Source organism: Propionibacterium freudenreichii subsp. freudenreichii (assembly GCF_000940845.1).
GTDB lineage: Bacteria > Actinomycetota > Actinomycetes > Propionibacteriales > Propionibacteriaceae > Propionibacterium > Propionibacterium freudenreichii.
Genome location: NZ_CP010341.1, coordinates 142505 through 162212, shown reverse-complemented (window position 1 = coordinate 162212; position 19708 = coordinate 142505). Strand labels below are relative to the sequence as shown.

Sequence of the window (19708 nt, the reverse complement as noted above, 5' to 3'; positions counted from 1 at the left end):
CTTTCAGTCCAAGCTCCACAGCCCTGATCCACCCAGACGCGTGAGCGCGCAAGAACTGGCGCAACAACTTCACCGCCCAGTGGAAGAGATCATGGCTGCGGCGCACACTATCGGAGAATTCGTCGAGTCCCCCCGCAAACGAACGCTTGAGAGCCCCACCGTTAATCAGATTCGTGCGGAGCTTGATGAGCCGCAGACGCCCGCTCCGATCAAGCCGATCCCCCAATGGGAGCGACGAGGCACCGCGCCGACCCGTAATACACGAGGAACGAGCCAAGCAGTCCTAGGCTCTCGCTTCCATGGCGAGCCGGTACTCCGCCGCCGGGACCGTTTCGAACCATTTCGGACTGAATCAGCTCATGATGGTGGCCTCCGAGAGACAACCGATGACGTTGCCATGGCCTGGGCAAGCGCCTCATGGTCCTTCTTTGGGTTCGCTGAGGTCGAGAAGGATGCATGGATAGCCGCAGGAGTTCAAACAACGCAGGCCAAGAAGGCATCACTTTTCCGCGAGGCGGGACTCCTCCCCAGCGATTTGGGGAAAACTCTTCATGGATGGTCGGTGATCCGGCGGCTCAATGCCGATGAATCCCCACGGGACATTAGGCAGATGCTGGATCGTGAAGCCCGTAAAGCTGCTTAAGCCCTCAAAGTCCGAATCACCGGCACACCCCTACTCCTTACCGGCAATCACCTCGTCGTAGACCTCCTCGAAGCGCTTGCGCAGATCGTCGTAATAGGGCGCCTGCGAGGGATCGGGATTGTTCACCGAGTGCTGCGGCGCGGTGGCGAACTGGCCGTCGGGATTGATCACGCTCAGCGCCATCATGGCGGTGCCGCGCATGGTCATGCGCTCCATATTCACCACATGCACCGGATACCCCAGCGCATTGGTGATCACGTCGAGCGTCGCCGGGAAGTGATGCGTCACCCCACCCGATGCCAGGATGCGCTTGATGTTCCCGTCGATGCTGCTCAGCTGCTCGAAGATGCGCCGATAACTGATCGCGACGCCCTCCACCGTGCCGCGCCACATATCCCAGGGCGTGCTGGCCGCGGTAACACCGCAGAACACCGCCCGCGCATTGCCCGACCAGCCGGTTGCCCGCTCACCAGTAAGGAAGGGCAACACCAGTGGCGTATCCGGACGCGGTGCCGCGCGCAACGCCGTATCGCGCTCGGCGGCGTCGATCGGCGCAAAAGTCGTGATGAGCCAGGTCATCACGCGTCCCACATCGTTGAGCGCCCCGCCCACGATCGACTCGTGACGCGACACCCGATAGGCCCACAGCCCCGAGGGCAGCTTCTCGGGCGTGCCGGGCACGATCACACGCATGGCACCCGACGTCGCCGCCGACAGCGCCACCGTCTCAGCGCCCACAGCGCCCACACCGATATTCGACGCATAGCCGTCGGGAATCGTGGGGAACCACTTCGCTCCCGCCAACGCCGGCCAGCGGTCATCGGCCAGCGCCCGATCCGCCACCTGGGGCTGATCGGGATCAACGATGTCGGCGTACTGCTCGGCCCGCGTATCCGTGTTCTTCAGCAGATACTCATCGATCTTGCCCGAATGGCGGTTGAGCATGCCCGCCCAGGCCATCGTCGAGGTGGCGCAGGCGTCAACGCCGGCCAACTTGGTGAACACATATTCACCCAGCGAGACGAACTTCGCCGTGTGCTCCCAGATCTCCGGATGGTTCTGCTTGATCCACAGCAGGCGCGGCGGATGGTAACTGGTGTGCAGCCGGACGCCGACCGCCTGCTGCGCCTCATCCAGGTCGAGCACCTTGCGCAGCTCGGCCAGCTGCGGTGCCGAACGGGAATCGGCGTAGGTCATACACGGGCTCAACGCCTTGCCCCGCGCGTCAACGCAGATGAGGGACGCCGCGAAGGTGTCCATCGACACGGCAGACACGGTGCCGGCCTCCAAACCTGCCAGCGCCCCGGTGATCACCTCGGCCACCTCATCGGCCATCTGGTCGGCGTCGATCTCCGAGGTGCCGTCGGCACCCTCCACGAAGTGGTGCTCGGCCACTGCGTTCTGCTCGAGCACGGGACGCGCCATCGCGTCGTAGAGCGCCGCGCGGGTGGACGTCGACCCGATATCCATGGCCAGCACGAACGGACCGATCGCGCGCGCGAACGGCACGGGGCGGGCTTCGGGGATCTCAGTGGTCTGGTTTCCGGGCATCATTGTCTCGGTCATGGTGACCTCCTTGCTCGGCATCCTACGAGGACGCCCCCACTCGCGGGCCCATTCGCGCACAACTAATCCCTCGCGCGGCGCCGGCTTCGTCACAAGCACAATGGCCGCCACGACAAGGCCGAACGCCCCCGGGGCGAACGCGCGCCACACCGGCCCCACCCGGGCACGCCTGCTGGCCAGCGCACCTGCTGCGCGAGACATCCACTGCCCGGAACATCCTCCGGCCGAAACACCCACCGCCCGCCACACCCACCGCCCGCCACACCCACCGCCCGCCACATCCGCCGCCCGACAGCACCGCCAGCGCTATTTGAGCAGCTTGCTCATGCGCCGATCGGCCAGCTTCTTGCCGCCGGTCTGGCACACCGGGCAGTACTGCAGCGACGAGTCGGCGAAGTTCACCGACGCGATCGGCGTGCCGCACACGGGGCAGGGATCGCCGGCATGGCCATGGATGCGCAGCTGGGCGCGCTTGTCGGCCTTGATGTCCCTGGCGGCCAACCCCCGCGCCCGCTCGGTGGCGGCGGCCAGGCCGTCGCGGATGGCGGCATACAGCCGCTCGACCTCGTCATCGGTCAGGTTGGCGGCCGGCTTGAAGGGGCTCAACTTTGCATCGTGCAGGATCTCGTCGCTGTAGGCGTTGCCGATGCCGGCAATCACGTGCTGGTCACGCAGGATGCCCTTCAACTGGGCGCGCCCGGCCCCTGCCAGGATCTGCCGGAACACCGCCGGCGTGAACCCGGGCGCCATCGGATCGGGCCCCAGGCTGGCGATCGACGGCACCTGCTGGGGGTCGCGCACGATCCACACGGCCAGCTTGCGTTGCGTGCCGGCCTCGGTGAGGTCGAAGCCGGCGCCACCCTGCAGCCGCACCCGCAGCGCGATGCGGCTCTTGCCCGGCTTGATCACGGTGGACGGCACCTTCTCGCGCCACACCAGCCAGCCGGCCCGCGCCAGGTGGAACACCAGGTGCAGGCCCCCGGCATCCACGTCGAGGTGCTTGCCGAAGCGGTTGATGGCGGTGACGGTGCGGCCCACCAGCGCATCGGGCGGCGGGTCAAAGGTCTTCAGCGCGCTGATCGCGCCCACCTCGAGGCGTTCGATCACCGAACCCACCAGATCGGTGCGCAGGAAATCGGCCAGGGCCTCCACCTGGGGCAGCTCAGGCATGGGAACCTCCTTGCGCCGGGGGCAGGGCCCGGCCACGCGTGAACACGCCCGGCGCCGGCCAGGCTGTCTCGGGGGCATCCAGCGCGTCGTCGAGTAGTTCCAAATAGCGGTGCCGCGGGATCTCCACTCCACCCAGGCTCGCCAGGTGGGGCGTCAACCACTGGGTGTCGAGCAGGGCCTTGCCGTCGGGACGCGCCGACAGCGTGTCCACCAGCCGCACAAGGGCCACCTTGGACGCATCGCGGCCGTGCTCGCGGTCGTGGAACATGGATTCGCCGGCGAACAATCCGCGCAGGCCCACCCCGTACAGGCCGCCGACCAGGCGGTTGTCGTCGTCCCAGGTCTCCACGGAGTGCACCACGCCGCGCTCGAACAGCCCGGTGTAGATGGCCTTCACGTCGTCGTCGATCCAACTGCCGGGACGCGTGGGGTCGGCACAGCCGGCCAACACCTCGTCGAAGGAGGTGTCGATGGTGGTGCGATAGCGGCGCAGGGCCTGCCGCAGCGAATGGCTGACGCGCAGGGACGGCAACGGGATGATGCCGCGCTGCATCGGCGACCACCAGCCCATGCCGTGGAAGTCGGACTCGTGCAGGGGCATCGGGAACAGGCCCGAGGCATAGGCGGCCATCGTGAGGCCGGCGTCAATCTGCTCGGTGAAGCCCACGAGGTCCTGGCTGGGCCAGCTGGCCTCGGGACCGAAGACATGGGCAAGCATGCTTCCAGTGTGGCACTGGGTTCTGACAAACCGGACGGGAGACCCGTCCTCAGGGCCTCTGACAGACGGGACGGGGAACCCGCCCCAAGCCTCTGACACACGGGACGGGGAACCCGCCCCAACGCCTCTGACAGACCGCACGGCAGACCCGCCCCAGGGACCCATGACGGACCGAACGGGCCGCCCGTCCAACAGTCCCCCCGACTAGTTGGACAAACGACCCGCTCTCACGACGTTGTCTCGCGACCACGGCGCTGCTTATGGGGCGCCAACCACTGGCTGGCGCGTAAGACCCTGCTTGATGATTGTGCGTTCAAGCATGTCCATCATAGGCGAAAGGCCCCCATGACACGACATTCGGCCGCGTGACGGGGACCAACACCTAGCTGGGCAAGATACACCGCCGGGCTACCTGCGCACCCACACCACTGATCCGTCGTTGCCCGAGCAGGTCGTGATGGTGGCACCGGAGGTGCAGCTGACCGCCACCGAGGTGCCGGTCTGTGTATTGCGCAACGACACCGTGGGCCCACCCGCAGCGGGCGTGGTGCCCGTGGCCGGAGTGCCAGCCGCACCCGGTGCCGCGCTGGGCGCCGTGAGGGTGCCGGCAGCCAATGCCTGCTGCACGGTGGTGCCGAAGGTGCAATAGGTGGTGCCGCGCTTGACGGCCATCGTGCCGCCGGAGGTGCAGATCACCGCATTGGCGTCGGGCGGCCAGACCTCAGGAGTCGGCGTGGGAGTCGGAGTGGGGGTCGGGGTGGGCGTCTCACTGGGCGTGGGCGTCACGCTCGACTGCGACGCCGACGACGAGCTTGACGACGAGCTCAGCCGCGTCACGGCCACCGCGATGGCTGCGGCAGCAGCCAGTCCGAGGACGATCACGAGAACCAGGCCGACAATGAACTTGGGACGACGACGCAGGGGCCGACCGCGCTGGGGTTCGGGCTCGGGATGGGCGCGCTGCGGCGCCGGCGGCACGGGCGGCGGGGTCTGCGATCCACTCACCTGGGCCGCAGGCTGCGCGGGCAGCTCCTGGGTAGGGGCCTGCTGCGCGGCAAGCGCCGCTGCTGGCTGCTGGGCCGGTGAATCCTGTGGGGCCCCGCCGGGTTGGGAGGCCCCGCCGGGCTGGGACGCGGCACCCTGACGCGGGGCCGGCTGGTCGGATGCGGGCTGCACGGGGGCCTGTCCCGAGACACCTGACTGGGGGCTGGTCTGCTGACCCGGCTGACCCTGGACGGGTTGACCCTGGCCACTCTGGTTCTGGGCGGGGCCGGACTGGCCTTCGGCGAGACCGGCCTGCCCCGGGACCGCTTGGCCGCCAGCAACCTGAGCCCCGTCAGACGGACCTGATGTGGCCTGAGCAGGCTGCGCGGCGGCCTGCTGCGCCGGCACCACTGTTGCGGCCGCCGCACCGATCACCGCACCGGCTGACAAAACACCGGCGGCCGACCCGCGGGTGGCCCCATCCCGTGCGGCCAACTGGTCTGCGCCAGCCTGGTTCACATCGGGTTCCTGACCCACAACGTGGGGGGCCGTGGTGGGCGCCGCGCCCGGGAAGGCCATTACCTGCGGCAGGGGACTCGGCGGCGGGGAGACGTCCAACCTCGGCAGCTTCGGGGCGTCCGCGAGGGCATTTTGCAGCTCCGACAGTCGCCACGACAGGGCGTCCGCGCTGCCACGCTGGCGCGGATCGCGGTTGAGCAGCATCGACAGCACTTCCCACAGGGCGTCGTCCACGCCGCGTGGACGGCCGGGGTCGAGCGTGAGGATGGCCTGCATCGTGCCCTCGGGCTGCAGCGGCGCGAAGGGGGTCACGCCGCACAGCGACTCGTAGAGCACCACGCCCAGGGCATACATGTCGGACTGGACGGTCACCGGATCGCCGGCGATCACCTCGGGCGACAGATAGGCCGGGGTGCTGGCCAGCACGGCCGAGTGGCCGCCGCCGGCCCATTCCTCGACGATGCCGCCGACGGCATAGTCGGTGACCTTGGCCGAGGCGGGCTGCTGGGTGTCGTCGAGCAGGATGTTGCTGGGCTTCACATCGCGATGGGTCAGGCCGGTGGCGTGCAGCGTCGCCAGGCCCTGGGCCGTCTCGGAGATGATGCGGCAGGCCTCGGCGGGCGGCAGCGTGCCCTCGTCGTCGAGGCGGGAGCGCAGGTCGGTGCCCTTGATATAGGGCGAGACCACCGCCACCACATCGGCGTCGGCAACCATGTCGACCACCGGCACCACGTGATCGCCGCGCACGGTGGCGAGCACGGGACGCTGTGCCAGCAGATGGCGCACCACCTGCGGGTTCGAGGCGAATCGCTTGTTGAGCACGGTGAAGGCGAGCTCTGCGCCACCCACGCCGGTGCCCCGCCAGGTGGTGCCGATCACGCCGTGGCCCAGTGGGGTCTCCACCTGGTAGTTCGTGCCGAGCCGGAAGGGCTTCTCGGCAGATCCGCTGTTGTCCTGCGTCATGGTGCACGTCCTTCTTGGGGGTGATCTCCCGCAACATCATCGGTGGCCACCCCTGATCGCACGTTCAGGGGCCATTCGACCAACGCGAGCAGGCTATCAAGCCGCCCACCGCCACCGGCAGGCTGACGTCCATCGGTCCCGGGGCCACGCACCCCGCGAACGGTGGCAGGGCCCGCGCCGCCCGCGACAAGGGGCTGCGGGACCCCGGACATGGTGAGGGCCCCGCAGCCAGAGACTGCGAGGCCCTACCGGACGCTATGGACGTTCAGTGGTTGATTCGGGGGGACTTACGAACGTGCGGGGGTGAGGATCAGACGTTGAGGGTCTCGCCCGCGTAGATGAGGTTGGCATCGGTGATGTTGGACTTGTTGGCCGCGTACAGGGCCTGCCAGGTGGTGCCATGGGCAGCTGCGATGGTGCTCAGCGTGTCGCCCGACTGGACGGTGTAGTTGCCACCGGTGGAGGCAGCGCGCGCAGGAGTGTAAGTGGACTCGGTGCGAGCGGTGCTGCGGGTGGTGGAGCTGGCCGCGTTGCTGGTCGAAGCAGCGGTGCCACCGGTGTTGGTTGACGTGTAGGAGCCGGCGGAACCGGCGTTGGCGCCGCACACGGGCCATGCACCAATGCCCTGACCGGCGAGGACCTTTTCGGCGACCGCGATCTGCTGGTCACGCGAGGCCTGGTTGGCGCTGGAGGCGTACTGGCCGCCACCGTATGCGTTCCAGGTGCTGGACGAGAACTGCAGGCCACCCTGGTAGCCGTTCCCGGTGTTGGTACCCCAGTTGCCGCCCGACTCGCAGGCTGCGACTGCGTCCCAGTTCACGCTGTCGGCGGACGCGTTCTGCCCGGCGATGACGGTGATGCTGCCGGCGAGCGCGGCAACCGAAGCGACGGATGCGATCCGAGAGAGTGTCTTTGACATGTCCACCACTATGAACCCAAACCTGAGAAAAACCAAAACTTTGGCTCAGTTTTCTCAGGAACTGGACTTCCCGGAGCGCGTTTCCCGTGGTTGTGAGCGTGCAGGATCCAGTGAACCTGTGACAAACCTGAGAGAATCCCTCAGCCATCCGGGCCCGCGTGCCATAGCACCGGGACGCCTTTCGGCTCCAAGTACCCCCCCCCGTCGCCCGATTACTCGCCGGGCTGGGAGATGCGGTCGGCGTACTCGCGCCACTGCACATAGGGCGGGCCCGTGTACACCTGACGCGGACGGTAGATGCGTCCGTTGGGGTCGTTGTTGATCTCACGCCAGTTGGCGATCCAGCCGGGCATGCGTCCGATCGCGAACATCACGGTGAACATATTGAGCGGGATGCCCACTGCGCGCAGGATCACCCCGGAGTAGAAGTCGACGTTGGGGTACAGCGAACGCTCGGCGAAGTAGTCGTCGCTGAGCGCCTCGGCGGCCAGCTCCTGGGCCAGCGGCAGCAACGGGTCCTTGCTGTCGGTGGCGTCCAGCAGCTCGGTGGCGGCCTTCTCGAGCAGCCGGGCGCGCGGGTCGTAGCTCTTGTAGATGCGGTGCCCGAAGCCCGACAGGCGGATGTTGGACTCCTTGTCCTTCACCTGCGCCAGGAACTGCTTGGGGCTCAGCCCCTCATTGCGGATGCGCTGCAGCATCTGCACCGTGGCCACATTGGCGCCACCATGGCGTCCACCCCACAGCGCCACCACGCCGGCCGAGCACGAGGCGTACAGGTTCGCCTCACCGGAGGCGACCATGCGCACGGTGGACGTGGAGCAGTTCTGCTCATGGTCGGCATGCAGCAGCCAGAACAGGTTGAGCGCGTGGACGGCCTGCGGGCTCGCCTCATATTCCTGGTAGGGCAGCGAGAACATCATGTGCAGGAAGTTCTGCGTGTAGAGCAGGTCGCGGCGCGGGTAGATCAGCGGCTCGCCGATCGAGGTCTTGTACGAGCCGGCGGCAATCGTGCGCACCTTGCTCATCAGGTTGGCCGCGTAGCGCTCGAGGGTCGCGTCGTCGTCGGGGGCGATCTTGGGACGGTCGTGGGTGGAGATCGCATTGATCATGGCCGACAGGATCGCCATCGGGTGGGCCTGCTCGGGGAAGGCCGCGAAGTGGGCGCGCATCTGGGTGTGCAGCGCCGCGTTCTGGCTGAGCAGCTCGCTGAAGTGCTCGCGCTCCAACTCGGTGGGCAGGCGTCCGAAGATCACCAGCCAGGCGGTCTCGATGAAGGTGGAGTGCTCGGCGAGCGTCTCGATGGGGATGCCGCGATAGCTGAGCTCGCCCTTCTCACCGTCGATGTGGGTGATCGCCGAACGGCATGAGCCGGTGTTGGCGTAACCCTCGTCGAGGGTGATCAGGCCGGTGGTGTTGCGCAGCTTGCTGATGTCGATGGCCTTCTCACCCGTAGTACCCTGCACCACCGGGAGCTCATAGACCTCGCCGTCGATTTCGAGCCTTGCCGTCTCGCCCATCTCGTCCTCCTCACCCTTTTCATTCGCCTGGTCTTGCCTGTGTGGTCGTGCCTTGTCGGTCTGATCTTGTCCGCGGCCAGCCCTGTCGGCCCCGCCCGGCCCGGCTCCATCACTGGGGCCCGAGACCACTGGGGCCTGAACCGGTGCAGCAGGTGCCCACCGGCTGGGACGTCGGTGACCATGAATCGTCGATGGGATGGGACCTGCATGTGTGCATGCCCCATATCCGTGCGCCAACAGTAGCGCCGGGCCACCCACTCCCACGGGCGACGCCAGCAGGCGCGCCTGCCCGCCGATCGCCCGGATCTGTGCAGGTGGCCGGATCGGCGCCGGCAGGGATGCCGGACGGAAGGAGACGCTCGACGGGCGGGATGTGTGGCGGATGGACATGCGGCATGGCCGCCACCTGCGCCGGGGATCGGCCGGTCCGCGCTCGATCAGGGCGATCTGGGTGGCGCCTACTGCTGCCGAGGATTGGCGGTGCGACTACGTTGGAGGGAGCTGGACAGGAGGTATCCATGCCCACTCGTAAGAGGTCAAACACGGGTTCGACCGTCGGTGCAATCGGCGCCACGGTCGTTGCCATGGCCCCCACCATTGCCCCCGGACCATCAGCGAACCTGCTGCGCCGGTTGGCGGACTATGCCATCGACGGCGTGGGTCCGTTGCCGGGGGCGCGCATGGCCGCCGGGCATGCCCTGGAGCACAAGACCGGAGATGTCGAGGCGGCCCTCGACGCGCTGGTGCGCAATCACGTCGCGATGGCCGGCGCGCAGGGCTTCGTCACCAACCTTGGTGGCGTGGTCACCGCGATTGCCGCCATCCCCGCGAACCTGGCCGCCGTGGCCGTGGTGCAGACGCGCATGGTGGCCACCATCGCCCACCTGCGCGGCTACGACCTGTCGGACCTGCGGGTGCGCGAGGCGATCTGGATGACCCTGCTGGGACGCCATGACGTGGACGACCTGGTGGCTGCCGGCAAGCTGCCGAGCACCCCGCTGGGCGTCGCCACGGCCCCCGTGCTGGATTCGGCGCTGGAACAACGCATTGCCGAGCAGGTGCTGGCCACCCTGGTGGGCCGTTCGGGCGGCAAGCAGACCCTGGCCATGATGAGCAAGCGGATCCCCCTGGTGGGCGGCGGCGTCGGCATGGCGACCGATGGCTGGTTCACCTGGACCGTGGCGAGCTATGCCCGCGATGTGTTCGCCCCGCGCCGCCTGCCCGAACTGCCCGGCCCCGAGCAGGTTGTCGACGAGGAACAGCCGGCACCGCAGCCGGAGTCCGATGTGCGCGACGCCGAGTGGTCCGAGGAGGACGACTGAGGCGCGCGAAGCCACGTGAGGATGGGGGCGGGTGAAGCATCGTTGACGGTGCTTCACCCGCCCCCAACTCGTGTGCATCGTTGACCGGGACGATCAGGTGCCCGGTGGGATCAGGCGTCAGGCACGATGTAGCGGGCGACGAGCCCGAGCACGGCCGCAGCCGCGATGATCAGGCCGCTCTGCCAGCCGCCGATCGCGATGCCGATGCCGTACAGGGCCGAGGCGAGCCATCCGCCACTGGCGATGAACGCCATGATCGTGAACAACGAGTAGTAGCCGCGGCGGGCCCGCGCGGTGCGTGCGACGAGCAGCACGGAAATGGCCGCGACCCCCAGCACGCAGGCGGCGACGAACCCCAACCAGAACGCGGTATTGCTCGACACCCAGGCGTCCGGTGGGCCGCTGAGCCCCCAGTGCTGCGGCACCTTGGCGGGCAGGTCGGCGAACACCGACGACCGCAACACCATCATCAGCGCGGCCGGCACCAGCGCCATCACGATCGCCGCCACCGTGCGGGCGGGATCGCGGCTGATCCACTCACCGGGCGGTTCGGCGCCCAGCACCTCGTCGGAGGCGCTGGCGGAATGGCCGTGCGCGCCGACTGCCACCAGTTGCTGCTGCTGGCGCACGAGCACCGCCTTCGACGCCCGGACGCCGACGACGGCGGCCATCGCGACCGCTGCGGTGAGCGTCACCAGCCAGACGACCGTGAACACGATGGCGACGCCGGCGCCGTTCAGGTCGTCGTTGCCGGCGAGCACCAGTGCGGTGGCGGCCAGCAGCAACTGCACCAGGCCGCCGATCACGAACGCCGGGGCCGCCGCCACATGAGCCGCGTCCCAGGTGTCGTCATTGGTCATCGTGGTGGCGGTGCGGATGCCCGCCCAGCCATTGCGCGGCAGGGCGTGCCGCTGACCCAGGACGCCCATCGCGATGAGAAGCACCGCCGCTGCCAGATTCACTATTGCCAACAGGACCATGACCCTGCCCCTTTCGGACCCTTGCGGCGCCATCGCCGCAATGAAGCAACGCCTTCACGCTAGGCCGGTTCCGGTTCGGCCGCAGAGGGTGCGGGCCTTTCTCAGCATCTTCTTCCGGGGGGTGGGTCCCCACCAGCACTGCACCGCTCGGGAATCAGACAGGCGACCCTCCCCCGCCTCAGTGGGACGAGCGTCGGCGTCGATGCAGGATCACACCGCCGGTGGCCACCGCAACGACTGCTAGTGCGCCGGTGGCGGCCGCGACCCAGACACCCGCATGGGTGGACGTGCGGACGGGCGCCGCGGGGGCCTGCACCGCGCCGGCCTGCTTGCTCACCGCCGGCGCGGTGTTGGTGGCCGACAGCCTCATGCAGTCGGCTCCGCCGTCGGCACGGCACTGTTGCACCGCCGCCCAGGCGTCCTGTTGGCGCACCAGTTCCTGCTTGAACTGGCCGGCCTGGCAGGGCACCTTCATGGTGACGTCGCCGAACTGGTATTCGGTGGTCTGGGCGGAATCGGCCGCGCACTGCGCGTCGTACATGTCGGCGGTCTCGCCGTGCTCGGCGGCGCGGGTGACCTCCTGGTCGAGGATCGGATTGACGTCGGGGTACCCGGTGGGGTCAACGGCAAGCAGCTTGGTGAGGTCAACCACCCCGAAGCCGCGTTCGTGGCCCTCGTCGAGGGTGGCGGTGCCGTCCGAGTCGCGGGTATTGGCCACCAGCGACTGCATGATCTGGTTCCCGGTGGCGTCGGGCCATTTCTGCAGGGCCAGGGTGAGCATCCCCGACAGGTTCGCCACCGCTGAAGAGGTGCCGCCGTTGGCCACGTCGAGCACGCGGGTGTCCATGGCGGGGGCGATGAGCACCTCATTGCCCGGGCTCAGGATCGCCACCGAGCCATCGGTGGTGTCCGAACTGGGCGCCAGCGGACCGGACGGACCGATGGAGTTCACCGTCACCAACCCCGGCAGGCCCGTCAACCGCGAGGGATCGCCCACCATGTCGGGCAGTCCGGGCTCCTGGCTGTTGTCGCGGGCGCTGACCATGATCACGCCGTGCTGCAGGGCGCTGAGGAAGCCCGGGTAGTCATCGGCGTCGACGCTGGTGAGGAACGACATGCTCACCACGCGGGCACCGGCGCCCACCGCCCTGGCGATACCCAGCCCGGTGGTCGCCAGGTCGGTGCCCAGGGCCGAGCCATCGGGGCCCTCGCAGCTGTTGTCGGCCACGTCGCCGCTGCCGATACCGCCCGAGTTGGCGAAGAACTTCACCGCTGCCCGCGGCGCGATGCCCTCGAACCCGGGATCACTGCCGTAGCCCTTCCCGTTGCCAACGATCCGCGAGGTCATCTCGGTGCCATGGGTGATGAAGATCGGATCACCGGGGGCGTCCGGGTCCATCGCCTGCCCCGACTTGAACGACGCGACGATCTTCTGCCCGTTCTGGTAGCAGGCGTCGTATCCCTCCGAGCGACCAGCGGGCGCGCGGGTTGACTGGGGCACCGTGTCATAGCTGATATTGGCGTCTGACAAGGCCGGATAGTCCGATACCAGCGGGCTGTCGATCACCGAGATGGTGACGCCGGAGCCGTCGAGGCCCTGCGCATGGGCGTCGCGCACGCCGAACTGGTCGAGGTACCACAGGCCGTCGTCGGCACGCGCAATGGCCGACGACGAGAGGCCCACCGTCAGGGCGCACAGCGCCGCGAGTACCCGACCCGCGAGACGGCGACCACCCCGCGACCGACCCGTCCGCGCTCGGCGCGCCGACCCGATGCGGTGCATCCACCCATCCATCGCGCGCCCCTATTCGGCGGCGGAATCGAAGTACTGGCGCGAAACGCGCGGCGGGATGACCGCCGTCACCTCGTAGCTGATGGTTCCGGCCAGCTCCGCGAGCTCGTCGGTGCTGATGTACTCGTCGCCGCTGGCGCCGATGATGATCACATCGTCGCCGCGGTGCACCCCGTGGTCGTCGGCCTCGCCCAGGTCAAGCATCGTCTGGTCCATGCACACGCGTCCGGCCACCGGGAAGCTGCGGCCGTTGATGAGCATGCGGCCACGGTTCGAGTTGAGCCGGTTGAAGCCGTCGGCATAGCCCACCGGCACGGTGGCGATCCAGCGGTCGGTGGGCGCCGTCCACGTGCGCCCGTAGCTGACCGTCTCGCCGGCCCGGATGCGCTTGATGAAGCTCACCTTCGAGCGCATCGTCACCACCGGACGCAGCGCGGCGGTGCGCGGGGTCTGCGCGTCGGGATAGGCCCCGTAGATCGCGATGCCGGGGCGCACCATCGTCAGCCCGGACAGGTCGTGGCCCAGCACGCCGGCCGACGCCGCGGCGTGCACCAGGGGTACCGCCGGCAGGCCCCGGGTTGCCCGATCGGCCTGGACGTCGTCGACGGCCTTCGCGAAGCGCGCCAGCTCCTCGACGGTGAAGTCGTAACCCTGGGTCGTGTCCGACACCGGCATATGGGTGAAGATGCCCTGCAGGTTGAGGGCGTCCTCGTCGATGTGGCGGGCCAACGCCACCGCATGCTCGGGTTCGGCGCCGATGCGGCGCATGCCGGTGTCGAGCGCCAGGTGCACGTTCACCGGCTTGCCCACCACCTTGGCGGCCTCGGCCGCCTCGTCGGCGCTCTGCTCGTCCACCACGGTGAGCGCAATGTCCGCGTCGATGGCGGTGGGCAGTTCCTCGGGGAACGCATGGGACAGCTTCAGGATCGGCAGGGTGACGCCGCCCTCGCGCAGCGCCATCGCCTCCGAGACGGTGGCCACGCCCAACCAGTCAGCCAGGTGCTCGCGCTGGAACAGGCGGGCGATGGGCACCGCGCCGTGGCCGTAGCCATCGGCCTTCACGGCCACCAGCACCTTGCGGTCACCCACCAGCTGCTTGATGGCCCGGGCGTTGTGGCGCAGTGCATCAAGGTCGATCTCGAGATGAGTGGTGTAGAGCATGGGAATATCTTGCACCGACGGACGCGCGGGGACGCCGCCGCTCACGAAAACGGGCCCGCGGGACGCGTCGCCCCGGTGCGTGCTGACGGCCGATGACCTCACGACGCGCCGCAATCTCCCCCGGCGCTGACGCGCGGTAACCCCTTCTACGCGCTGATGCGCAGTTCCCCTTCTACGCGCTGACGCGCAGGGCCGCCATCCTGGCCAGGATCTGGCCGGCCAGTTCGCGCTTGGTCATCATCGGCAGGTCGTCGCGGTGGGGCTCGCCGTCGGTGGCGGTGAGGATGGTGACCACGTTGGTGTCGGTGCCGAAACCGGCCCCCGGCGTGGTGAGCGAATTCGCGACGATCATGTCGGCGCCCTTGCGGGCAAGCTTCTCGGTGGCGTGGGCCACCAGCTCCGTGGTCTCCATCGCAAAGCCACACAGCACCTGGCCGGGATGGCGATGCTCACCACACCAGGCGAGGATGTCGGGGGTCGCCTCCAGCTGCAGGGTCAGCGCTCGACGCCCGCGCTTCTTGATCTTCTGGTCAGCCTGCGCTGCAACCGCAAAATCTGCGACGGCAGCCGCCATCACCACCAAATCTGCCTGTTCGAAGCGGGCGGTCACGGCGTCGAACATCTCGGCGGCGGTCTGCACCTGCACCATCGTGACGCCGGCCGGCTCGGGCAACGACACCGGCCCCGACACCAGCGTCACCGCCGCCCCCAGGTCGTGCGCGGCACTGGCCAGCGCATAGCCCATGCGGCCACTGGAATGGTTACTCAGGAAGCGCACCGGATCGATCGGCTCGCGGGTGGGCCCGGCGGTGATCAGCACGCGCACCCCCGACAGCAGCCCCTCGGCGCCACCGGCCGGCCCTCCGGCGCGCAGCGGCGGCATCGCACCGGCATCGGGGACCACCACATCGGAGGTCACCGAATCCGGGACGACGAGGGTGGTGGAGGGCTCGGCGTCCGCCATCGCCGCATCGATCACCGCGGCATCGATCGGCCCAGCGTCAGACGAACCCGCATCAGACGGCGTCGCACCAGCCGATTCGACATCAGATGTGGGCCGCGGGGCCTCGGCACGCGCCGCCCCGGACCGACCGGGCCCGGCGACGTCCGCATCGAAACGCGGTGCCGACATGCCCTCGAGCGCCTCGTCAACGGCCCACTCGATGTCGGACAACTCGGCCAGCCGCCCCTTGCCGACGTCCTCGCAGGCCAGCAGGCCCGACGACGGTTCGACGAAGCTCATGCCCAGCTGGCGGCAGGTGGTCATATTGCGTTGGGTGACCGGATTGTCATACATCCGCGTGTTCATCGCCGGCGCCAGCACGACGGGACAGGTGGCGGCCAGCAGGGTGGCGGTCAGGTGGTCGTTGGCCATGCCGGCCGCGGTGCGGGCGATCACATCGGCACTGGCGGGGGCGATCACGAACACATCGGCCCATTTGGCATCGTCAATGTGGGTGATTCCCACATGCATGCCGTCATCGGTGGCGGTCTGGCTGGCCCCCGAGTCGTCGAACATCGCGATGCGCACCGACTGGTGGGTGAGCGACTGGAAGGTGAGCGGCGACACGAACTGCGCGGCGGCAGCGGTCATCAGCACGCGCACCTGATGGCCCTGTTTCACCCAGTCAGACGCCAATTGGGCGGCCTTGAAAGCAGCGATGCTGCCCGTCACCCCCAGCAGGATGTGACGCTCACGCGAATGGGTGGATGAGGCAGATGTCATGCCGATGTTCTCCTGGACATTGGGTGCGCAACCGTACTTGTCGTCAGTGTGCCACGCCGGGGACTTCAGCCAGATCGGCCTCCAGAGCCGACACGAGCCGCTTCAGCAGGCTGAGCCCGGTCTGGGTCTCCGCCCGACAGATCCGGCGGGTGCCCTCCTTCGTCATGGAGACCAATCCGTTGCGCTCAAGAATCTTCAGATGGTGTGACACAGCGGGACGCGACAGTGAGGAACTCTCGGCCACCTCATTGACGGTCAGCGGGCCGTGCTCGATGAGTCGCACGAGAATCGACTGCCGCTCAGGATCCTTCAGGGTCTCAAACAGCGGGATGCACTGATTGAGGATCAGCAGGCTCTCGAGCGCACAGTCGTCGTGCGATGCAGTCATCGCTACTTCCTTCCCGAATTCCGCCGTGGCGCCAGCGCGCCAAGACCATGACTCCTCAACGTACTCATGAGCGCCACCGTGGCGTCCCCACTCGATGCGACCTGCTTACCCTCGGCAAGTCGGCACATCTGGTGTTCGTACCAACTGATCACGAGAATGGAGCCCAGCGCACGATCAACCGCCGAGACCGGAGTGGTCACGCGCGGCAAGGAGACAGTCTCATGACTGCCCCCATCCAGAATCTTGTTGGGCAGGTCGGGACTCACCACCAGACCGCGACCGATGCCGATCATGTCAGCGGCCCCACTGGCCAGGACTTCCTCCATATCGGGGGCCGCCAGGAATCCACCGGTCAGAGCCACAGGGATGTCGACCCTGCCCTGCAGGCGCCGGGCGAAATCGAGGAGGAAGATCGTGCCACGGCGAGGGTCGACACCGTCCACAACGTCGACCGGCGGCTTTGTGTAGGTTCCCCCCGAAATCTCCACGAGGTCGAGCCCCATGGCCGCCATCGTCTCGATCACCGACAAGGCGTCCTGTTCCGAAAAACCACCCTCCACACCATCGGACGAGTTCAGCTTCAGTCCGATCGGGAAATCATCACCCAGCGCATCGCGCATGGCCCGGTAGATCTGCGTCAGGAAGCGCATCCGGTTTTCCGGCTCTTCACGAACGAGGGTGTAGCGGGTTGAGCGTGTCGGTGGCCGGGTAGGGGTCGAGGTCTCCCTGAGGATGGAAGTTCTCACACTCGCCATCTGCCGGAAGACCTCGACGTGTCACACCCTACTTTCACTACACCTTGCCTGACCACGTTCTGCGGTCTCGACGAGCTCGGCCTGGAGGCTGTCGGGCAGCGTCTGGACCCGGATCGGGCGGTGATCGAGTGCCGTGTCGTGGAGCCGGACCGGTGGTGCCGCGAGTGTGGATGCGAGGGCGCCCCGCGCGACACGGTGATCCGTCGGCTCGCGCATGAGCCATTCGGGCATCGGCCCACGACCCTGCTGATCCGGGTCCGGCGCTACAAATGCTGCGGGTGTGGGCGGGTCTGGCGGCAAGACACCACGGCCGCCGCGCCGGTACGGGCGAAGATCTCCCGCGGTGGGTTGGCGTGGGGGCTGGCGGGCTTGGTCCTCGATCATCTCTCGGTCACGCGTGTCGCGGCAGGGCTGGGGGTGTCCTGGTCCGCCGCGAACGACGCGATCCTCGCCGAGGGCCGCCGGCGGCTGATCGATGACCCGGCGCGGTTCGAGGGCGTGACCACGATCGGCGTCGACGAGCACGTGTGGCGACACACCCGCCACGGCGACACGTACGTGACCGTGATCATCGACCTGACCCCGGTGCGCGACAAGACCGGCCCGGCACGGCTGCTGGACATGGTCGCCGGACGCTCGAAAGCCGTGTTCAAGACCTGGCTCGCCGCCAGACCGAAGCCCTGGCGAGAGGGGATCGAGGTCGTCGCCATGGACGGATTCACCGGGTTCAAGACCGCCGCCGCCGAAGAACTGCCCGACGCGGCCCCGGTCATGGATCCGTTCCACGTGATCCGGCTCGCCGGTGACGCGCTGGAGAACTGCCGACGCCGGGTACAGCACGACGTCTTCGGCCGGCGGGGCATGAAGGGCGATCCGCTCTACCAGGCCAGACGGACCCTGCTCACCGGTGCCGGTCTGCTCACCGACAAGCAGCAGGCGCGGCTAGATGCCCTGTTCGCCGACGACAGGCACGTCGAGGTCGAAGCGACGTGGGGCATCTACCAAGACATGATCACCGCCTACCGGGACAAGGACCGCGGCCTGGGCAGATTCTTCCTCGCGCACACGATCGACAAGATCAGCGCCAGCGTCCCGGAGCAGCTCGTCGAGATCCGCAAACTCGCCCGCACCCTCACACAGCGCGCTTCGGACGTGCTCGGCTACTTCGACCGCCCCGGCACCAGCAACGGCCCCACCGAAGCGATCAACGGCCGACTCGAACACCTCCGCGGCACGGCCCTCGGCTTCCGCAACCTCAGCCACTACATCGCTCGGTCGCTGCTCGAAGCCGGCGGATTCAGACCCGCGCTACACCCTCGTTCGTGAAGAGCCGGTATTGCGATCGACAGCGTGGCGCGGTCAATGTAATTCAACAGAATGATGACCCAAAGAACCCCGAATACCTTCAGCCGGGCCCTCGAAGCCTTCTTTGTGGTGGGAGACATGGTTTCCTCATCTGGCATGGGCCGCATCCACAACGATGTGGGGCGGCGCTTGGGATCGTGGGGGGGACAAGCAGCGTTCACCGTGCGCCTGGTGCCCCGGCCCTCTGCTGTGAGGACCTCAGGGCGCCCTACTGGATTCGGGGAGTTGAGTGCCCCCGGAAAGGGCAGGGCAGGCCCCGATGAGCATGGGCAGTGTTGACAGGGGTCGGCATTGCTGCGGGGCGGTTCACGCTGATCGGATCACCTGCCTGATGTAGTCGGCATTCTCCGCCCCCACGCCGAGCCAGTCCCCTCCGTACTGTTCAGTCATGAAGGCACCCCTGAAACCGAGACGTATCGCCATTCGGATGATCTCGCGGTAATTGATCACTCCGTACTTCAGGGGAGCGGGCGCCGACATGTATGAGCCCGTCATCGGGTCCTCGTCGCGGATGTAATTCTTGATATGCCAATAGTTCGCATAGGGAAGGACCTGGCTGTACATCTCGCGGGCACTCGGCATCGGGCGGTGCAGCCGCACGAGGTTTCCGATGTCAGGATTGAGCCCCACCGCAGGATGGTCAACGTCGTTGATGAACCGGACCGCATCCTGGGGTGTCCCCAGGAATGTGTCCTCATACATCTCGAGGCTCAGCTCGATCCCCCGGCGCTCCGCGTGGTCGGCAAGCTCCCGAACGCGTTCGATGGCCAACGGACGAAGCGTCGGGTCATCATGGTGGCCCTCGGCAAGCCAGAACCACAGTGCCCCTCGTTGGGCCGGCGTCAGTGCCTGCATGAACCCCAGGTCAACCACCGACGCCCCCAGCTCAGCGGCCCTGTCGATCGTCCGGTGGATGGTTTGCAGGTTCTCCCTGCCCCGATCCACGTCAACGATGCTGTGACGGCCGATTGAGATGGCCGCAACGCTCAGATGCGTGTCGGTGAGCACTTGCCGGAACTGGGCAAACCGGCCGGCGTCCAGATCAGCCAAGGGCACCCAGTCATCCATCGGGTCGATGTACTTGAATCCGAGGTCGGCCACCTGGGCGAGCTGCTCGCGCCACACCTTCGCCGGGGCACTGGCGACGGGTTCACCCAGTTCCGTGGTGGGTCCAAAGTTGACCTTGCACGCAATGGGCCATTCTTCTGCATTGAGCATGA

At 67.8% G+C, this 19708-nt stretch carries 16 protein-coding genes; 3 read left to right on the top strand and 13 right to left on the bottom strand.

What is annotated here, in order from left to right:
* Nucleotides 1-40 precede the first annotated feature (40 nt).
* Nucleotides 41-643 carry a hypothetical protein gene (locus RM25_RS12490; RefSeq protein ID WP_155641070.1) on the top strand — a complete coding sequence of 201 codons (603 nt, stop codon included), beginning with the start codon at nt 41-43 and terminating at the stop codon, nt 641-643.
* Between the two features lie 30 nt (nt 644-673).
* Here the strand turns inward: RM25_RS12490 and RM25_RS00650 are convergent, their stop codons facing one another.
* From RM25_RS00650 to RM25_RS00625, 6 genes are all read right to left on the bottom strand, one after another.
* Entirely contained in the window at nt 674-2209 is a 1536-nt protein-coding gene (locus tag RM25_RS00650; RefSeq protein WP_158487027.1) for a gluconokinase, read from the bottom strand.
* A 306-nt stretch (nt 2210-2515) separates the two neighbouring features.
* Nucleotides 2516-3379: an Fpg/Nei family DNA glycosylase gene (locus RM25_RS00645; RefSeq protein ID WP_013160037.1), complete on the bottom strand. Its 864-nt coding sequence runs from the start codon at nt 3377-3379 to the stop codon at nt 2516-2518.
* Nucleotides 3372-4097 carry a leucyl/phenylalanyl-tRNA--protein transferase gene (aat, locus tag RM25_RS00640; protein WP_044635870.1) on the bottom strand — a complete coding sequence of 242 codons (726 nt, stop codon included), beginning with the start codon at nt 4095-4097 and terminating at the stop codon, nt 3372-3374. Before aat ends, RM25_RS00645 begins: the two co-directional genes overlap by 8 nt.
* A gap of 408 nt (nt 4098-4505) precedes the next feature.
* Nucleotides 4506-6563 carry a serine/threonine-protein kinase gene (locus tag RM25_RS00635; protein ID WP_044635869.1) on the bottom strand — a complete coding sequence of 686 codons (2058 nt, stop codon included), beginning with the start codon at nt 6561-6563 and terminating at the stop codon, nt 4506-4508.
* Between the two features lie 310 nt (nt 6564-6873).
* Nucleotides 6874-7482: a LysM peptidoglycan-binding domain-containing protein gene (locus tag RM25_RS13350; RefSeq protein WP_044635868.1), complete on the bottom strand. Its 609-nt coding sequence runs from the start codon at nt 7480-7482 to the stop codon at nt 6874-6876.
* A gap of 212 nt (nt 7483-7694) precedes the next feature.
* A complete protein-coding gene (locus tag RM25_RS00625; RefSeq protein ID WP_044635867.1) occupies nt 7695-8999 on the bottom strand; it encodes a citrate synthase in 1305 nt (434 codons plus the stop codon).
* A gap of 518 nt (nt 9000-9517) precedes the next feature.
* On the opposite strand from RM25_RS00625, the gene RM25_RS00620 reads away from it, so the two are divergent.
* Nucleotides 9518-10321 (top strand): EcsC family protein, encoded by an 804-nt coding sequence (locus tag RM25_RS00620; RefSeq protein ID WP_044635866.1) that lies wholly within the window; start codon nt 9518-9520, stop codon nt 10319-10321.
* A gap of 110 nt (nt 10322-10431) precedes the next feature.
* Here RM25_RS00620 and RM25_RS11660 read toward each other — a convergent pair whose 3' ends face one another.
* From RM25_RS11660 to RM25_RS00590, 6 genes are all read right to left on the bottom strand, one after another.
* Nucleotides 10432-11265 carry an SdpI family protein gene (locus RM25_RS11660; RefSeq protein ID WP_055346839.1) on the bottom strand — a complete coding sequence of 278 codons (834 nt, stop codon included), beginning with the start codon at nt 11263-11265 and terminating at the stop codon, nt 10432-10434.
* A 214-nt stretch (nt 11266-11479) separates the two neighbouring features.
* Nucleotides 11480-13084 carry a S8 family serine peptidase gene (locus RM25_RS00610; protein WP_158487025.1) on the bottom strand — a complete coding sequence of 535 codons (1605 nt, stop codon included), beginning with the start codon at nt 13082-13084 and terminating at the stop codon, nt 11480-11482.
* 21 nt (nt 13085-13105) lie between these two features.
* Nucleotides 13106-14254, bottom strand: coding sequence for an alanine racemase (gene alr, locus RM25_RS00605; protein WP_013160045.1), 1149 nt, complete (start codon nt 14252-14254; stop codon nt 13106-13108).
* 172 nt (nt 14255-14426) lie between these two features.
* Nucleotides 14427-15980, bottom strand: a complete 1554-nt coding sequence (locus RM25_RS12905; RefSeq protein WP_044635865.1) for a bifunctional phosphopantothenoylcysteine decarboxylase/phosphopantothenate synthase — start codon at nt 15978-15980, stop codon at nt 14427-14429.
* Nucleotides 15981-16023: 43 nt separating this feature from the next.
* Nucleotides 16024-16368 (bottom strand): ArsR/SmtB family transcription factor, encoded by a 345-nt coding sequence (locus tag RM25_RS00595; RefSeq protein WP_013160047.1) that lies wholly within the window; start codon nt 16366-16368, stop codon nt 16024-16026.
* Nucleotides 16369-16370: 2 nt separating this feature from the next.
* Complete coding sequence (locus tag RM25_RS00590; RefSeq protein ID WP_158487023.1) at nt 16371-17114, bottom strand: oxidoreductase; 744 nt, start codon at nt 17112-17114, stop codon at nt 16371-16373.
* Nucleotides 17115-17141: 27 nt separating this feature from the next.
* On the opposite strand from RM25_RS00590, the gene RM25_RS00585 reads away from it, so the two are divergent.
* Nucleotides 17142-18449, top strand: a complete 1308-nt coding sequence (locus RM25_RS00585) for an ISL3-like element ISPfr1 family transposase (protein WP_044635864.1) — start codon at nt 17142-17144, stop codon at nt 18447-18449.
* A 345-nt stretch (nt 18450-18794) separates the two neighbouring features.
* Here RM25_RS00585 and RM25_RS00580 read toward each other — a convergent pair whose 3' ends face one another.
* On the bottom strand, nt 18795-19706 hold the full coding sequence (locus RM25_RS00580) for a sugar phosphate isomerase/epimerase family protein (RefSeq protein WP_013162116.1): 912 nt from the start codon (nt 19704-19706) through the stop codon (nt 18795-18797).
* Between the last annotated feature and the right edge of the window lie 2 nt (nt 19707-19708).

Bases quoted from the DNA above. Each gene is read 5' to 3' on its own strand.
- alr (WP_013160045.1), bottom strand. From the start codon at position 14,254: ATGCTCTACACCACTCATCTCGAGATCGACCTTGATGCACTGCGCCAC.
- RM25_RS00580 (WP_013162116.1), bottom strand. From the start codon at position 19,706: ATGCTCAATGCAGAAGAATGGCCCATTGCGTGCAAGGTCAACTTTGGA.
- RM25_RS00595 (WP_013160047.1), bottom strand. From the start codon at position 16,368: ATGACTGCATCGCACGACGACTGTGCGCTCGAGAGCCTGCTGATCCTC.
- RM25_RS00620 (WP_044635866.1), top strand. From the start codon at position 9,518: ATGCCCACTCGTAAGAGGTCAAACACGGGTTCGACCGTCGGTGCAATC.
- RM25_RS00650 (WP_158487027.1), bottom strand. From the start codon at position 2,209: ATGACCGAGACAATGATGCCCGGAAACCAGACCACTGAGATCCCCGAA.
- RM25_RS00610 (WP_158487025.1), bottom strand. From the start codon at position 13,084: ATGCACCGCATCGGGTCGGCGCGCCGAGCGCGGACGGGTCGGTCGCGG.
- RM25_RS00625 (WP_044635867.1), bottom strand. From the start codon at position 8,999: ATGGGCGAGACGGCAAGGCTCGAAATCGACGGCGAGGTCTATGAGCTC.
- RM25_RS00645 (WP_013160037.1), bottom strand. From the start codon at position 3,379: ATGCCTGAGCTGCCCCAGGTGGAGGCCCTGGCCGATTTCCTGCGCACC.
- RM25_RS12905 (WP_044635865.1), bottom strand. From the start codon at position 15,980: ATGACATCTGCCTCATCCACCCATTCGCGTGAGCGTCACATCCTGCTG.
- RM25_RS13350 (WP_044635868.1), bottom strand. From the start codon at position 7,482: ATGTCAAAGACACTCTCTCGGATCGCATCCGTCGCTTCGGTTGCCGCG.
- RM25_RS00635 (WP_044635869.1), bottom strand. From the start codon at position 6,563: ATGACGCAGGACAACAGCGGATCTGCCGAGAAGCCCTTCCGGCTCGGC.
- aat (WP_044635870.1), bottom strand. From the start codon at position 4,097: ATGCTTGCCCATGTCTTCGGTCCCGAGGCCAGCTGGCCCAGCCAGGAC.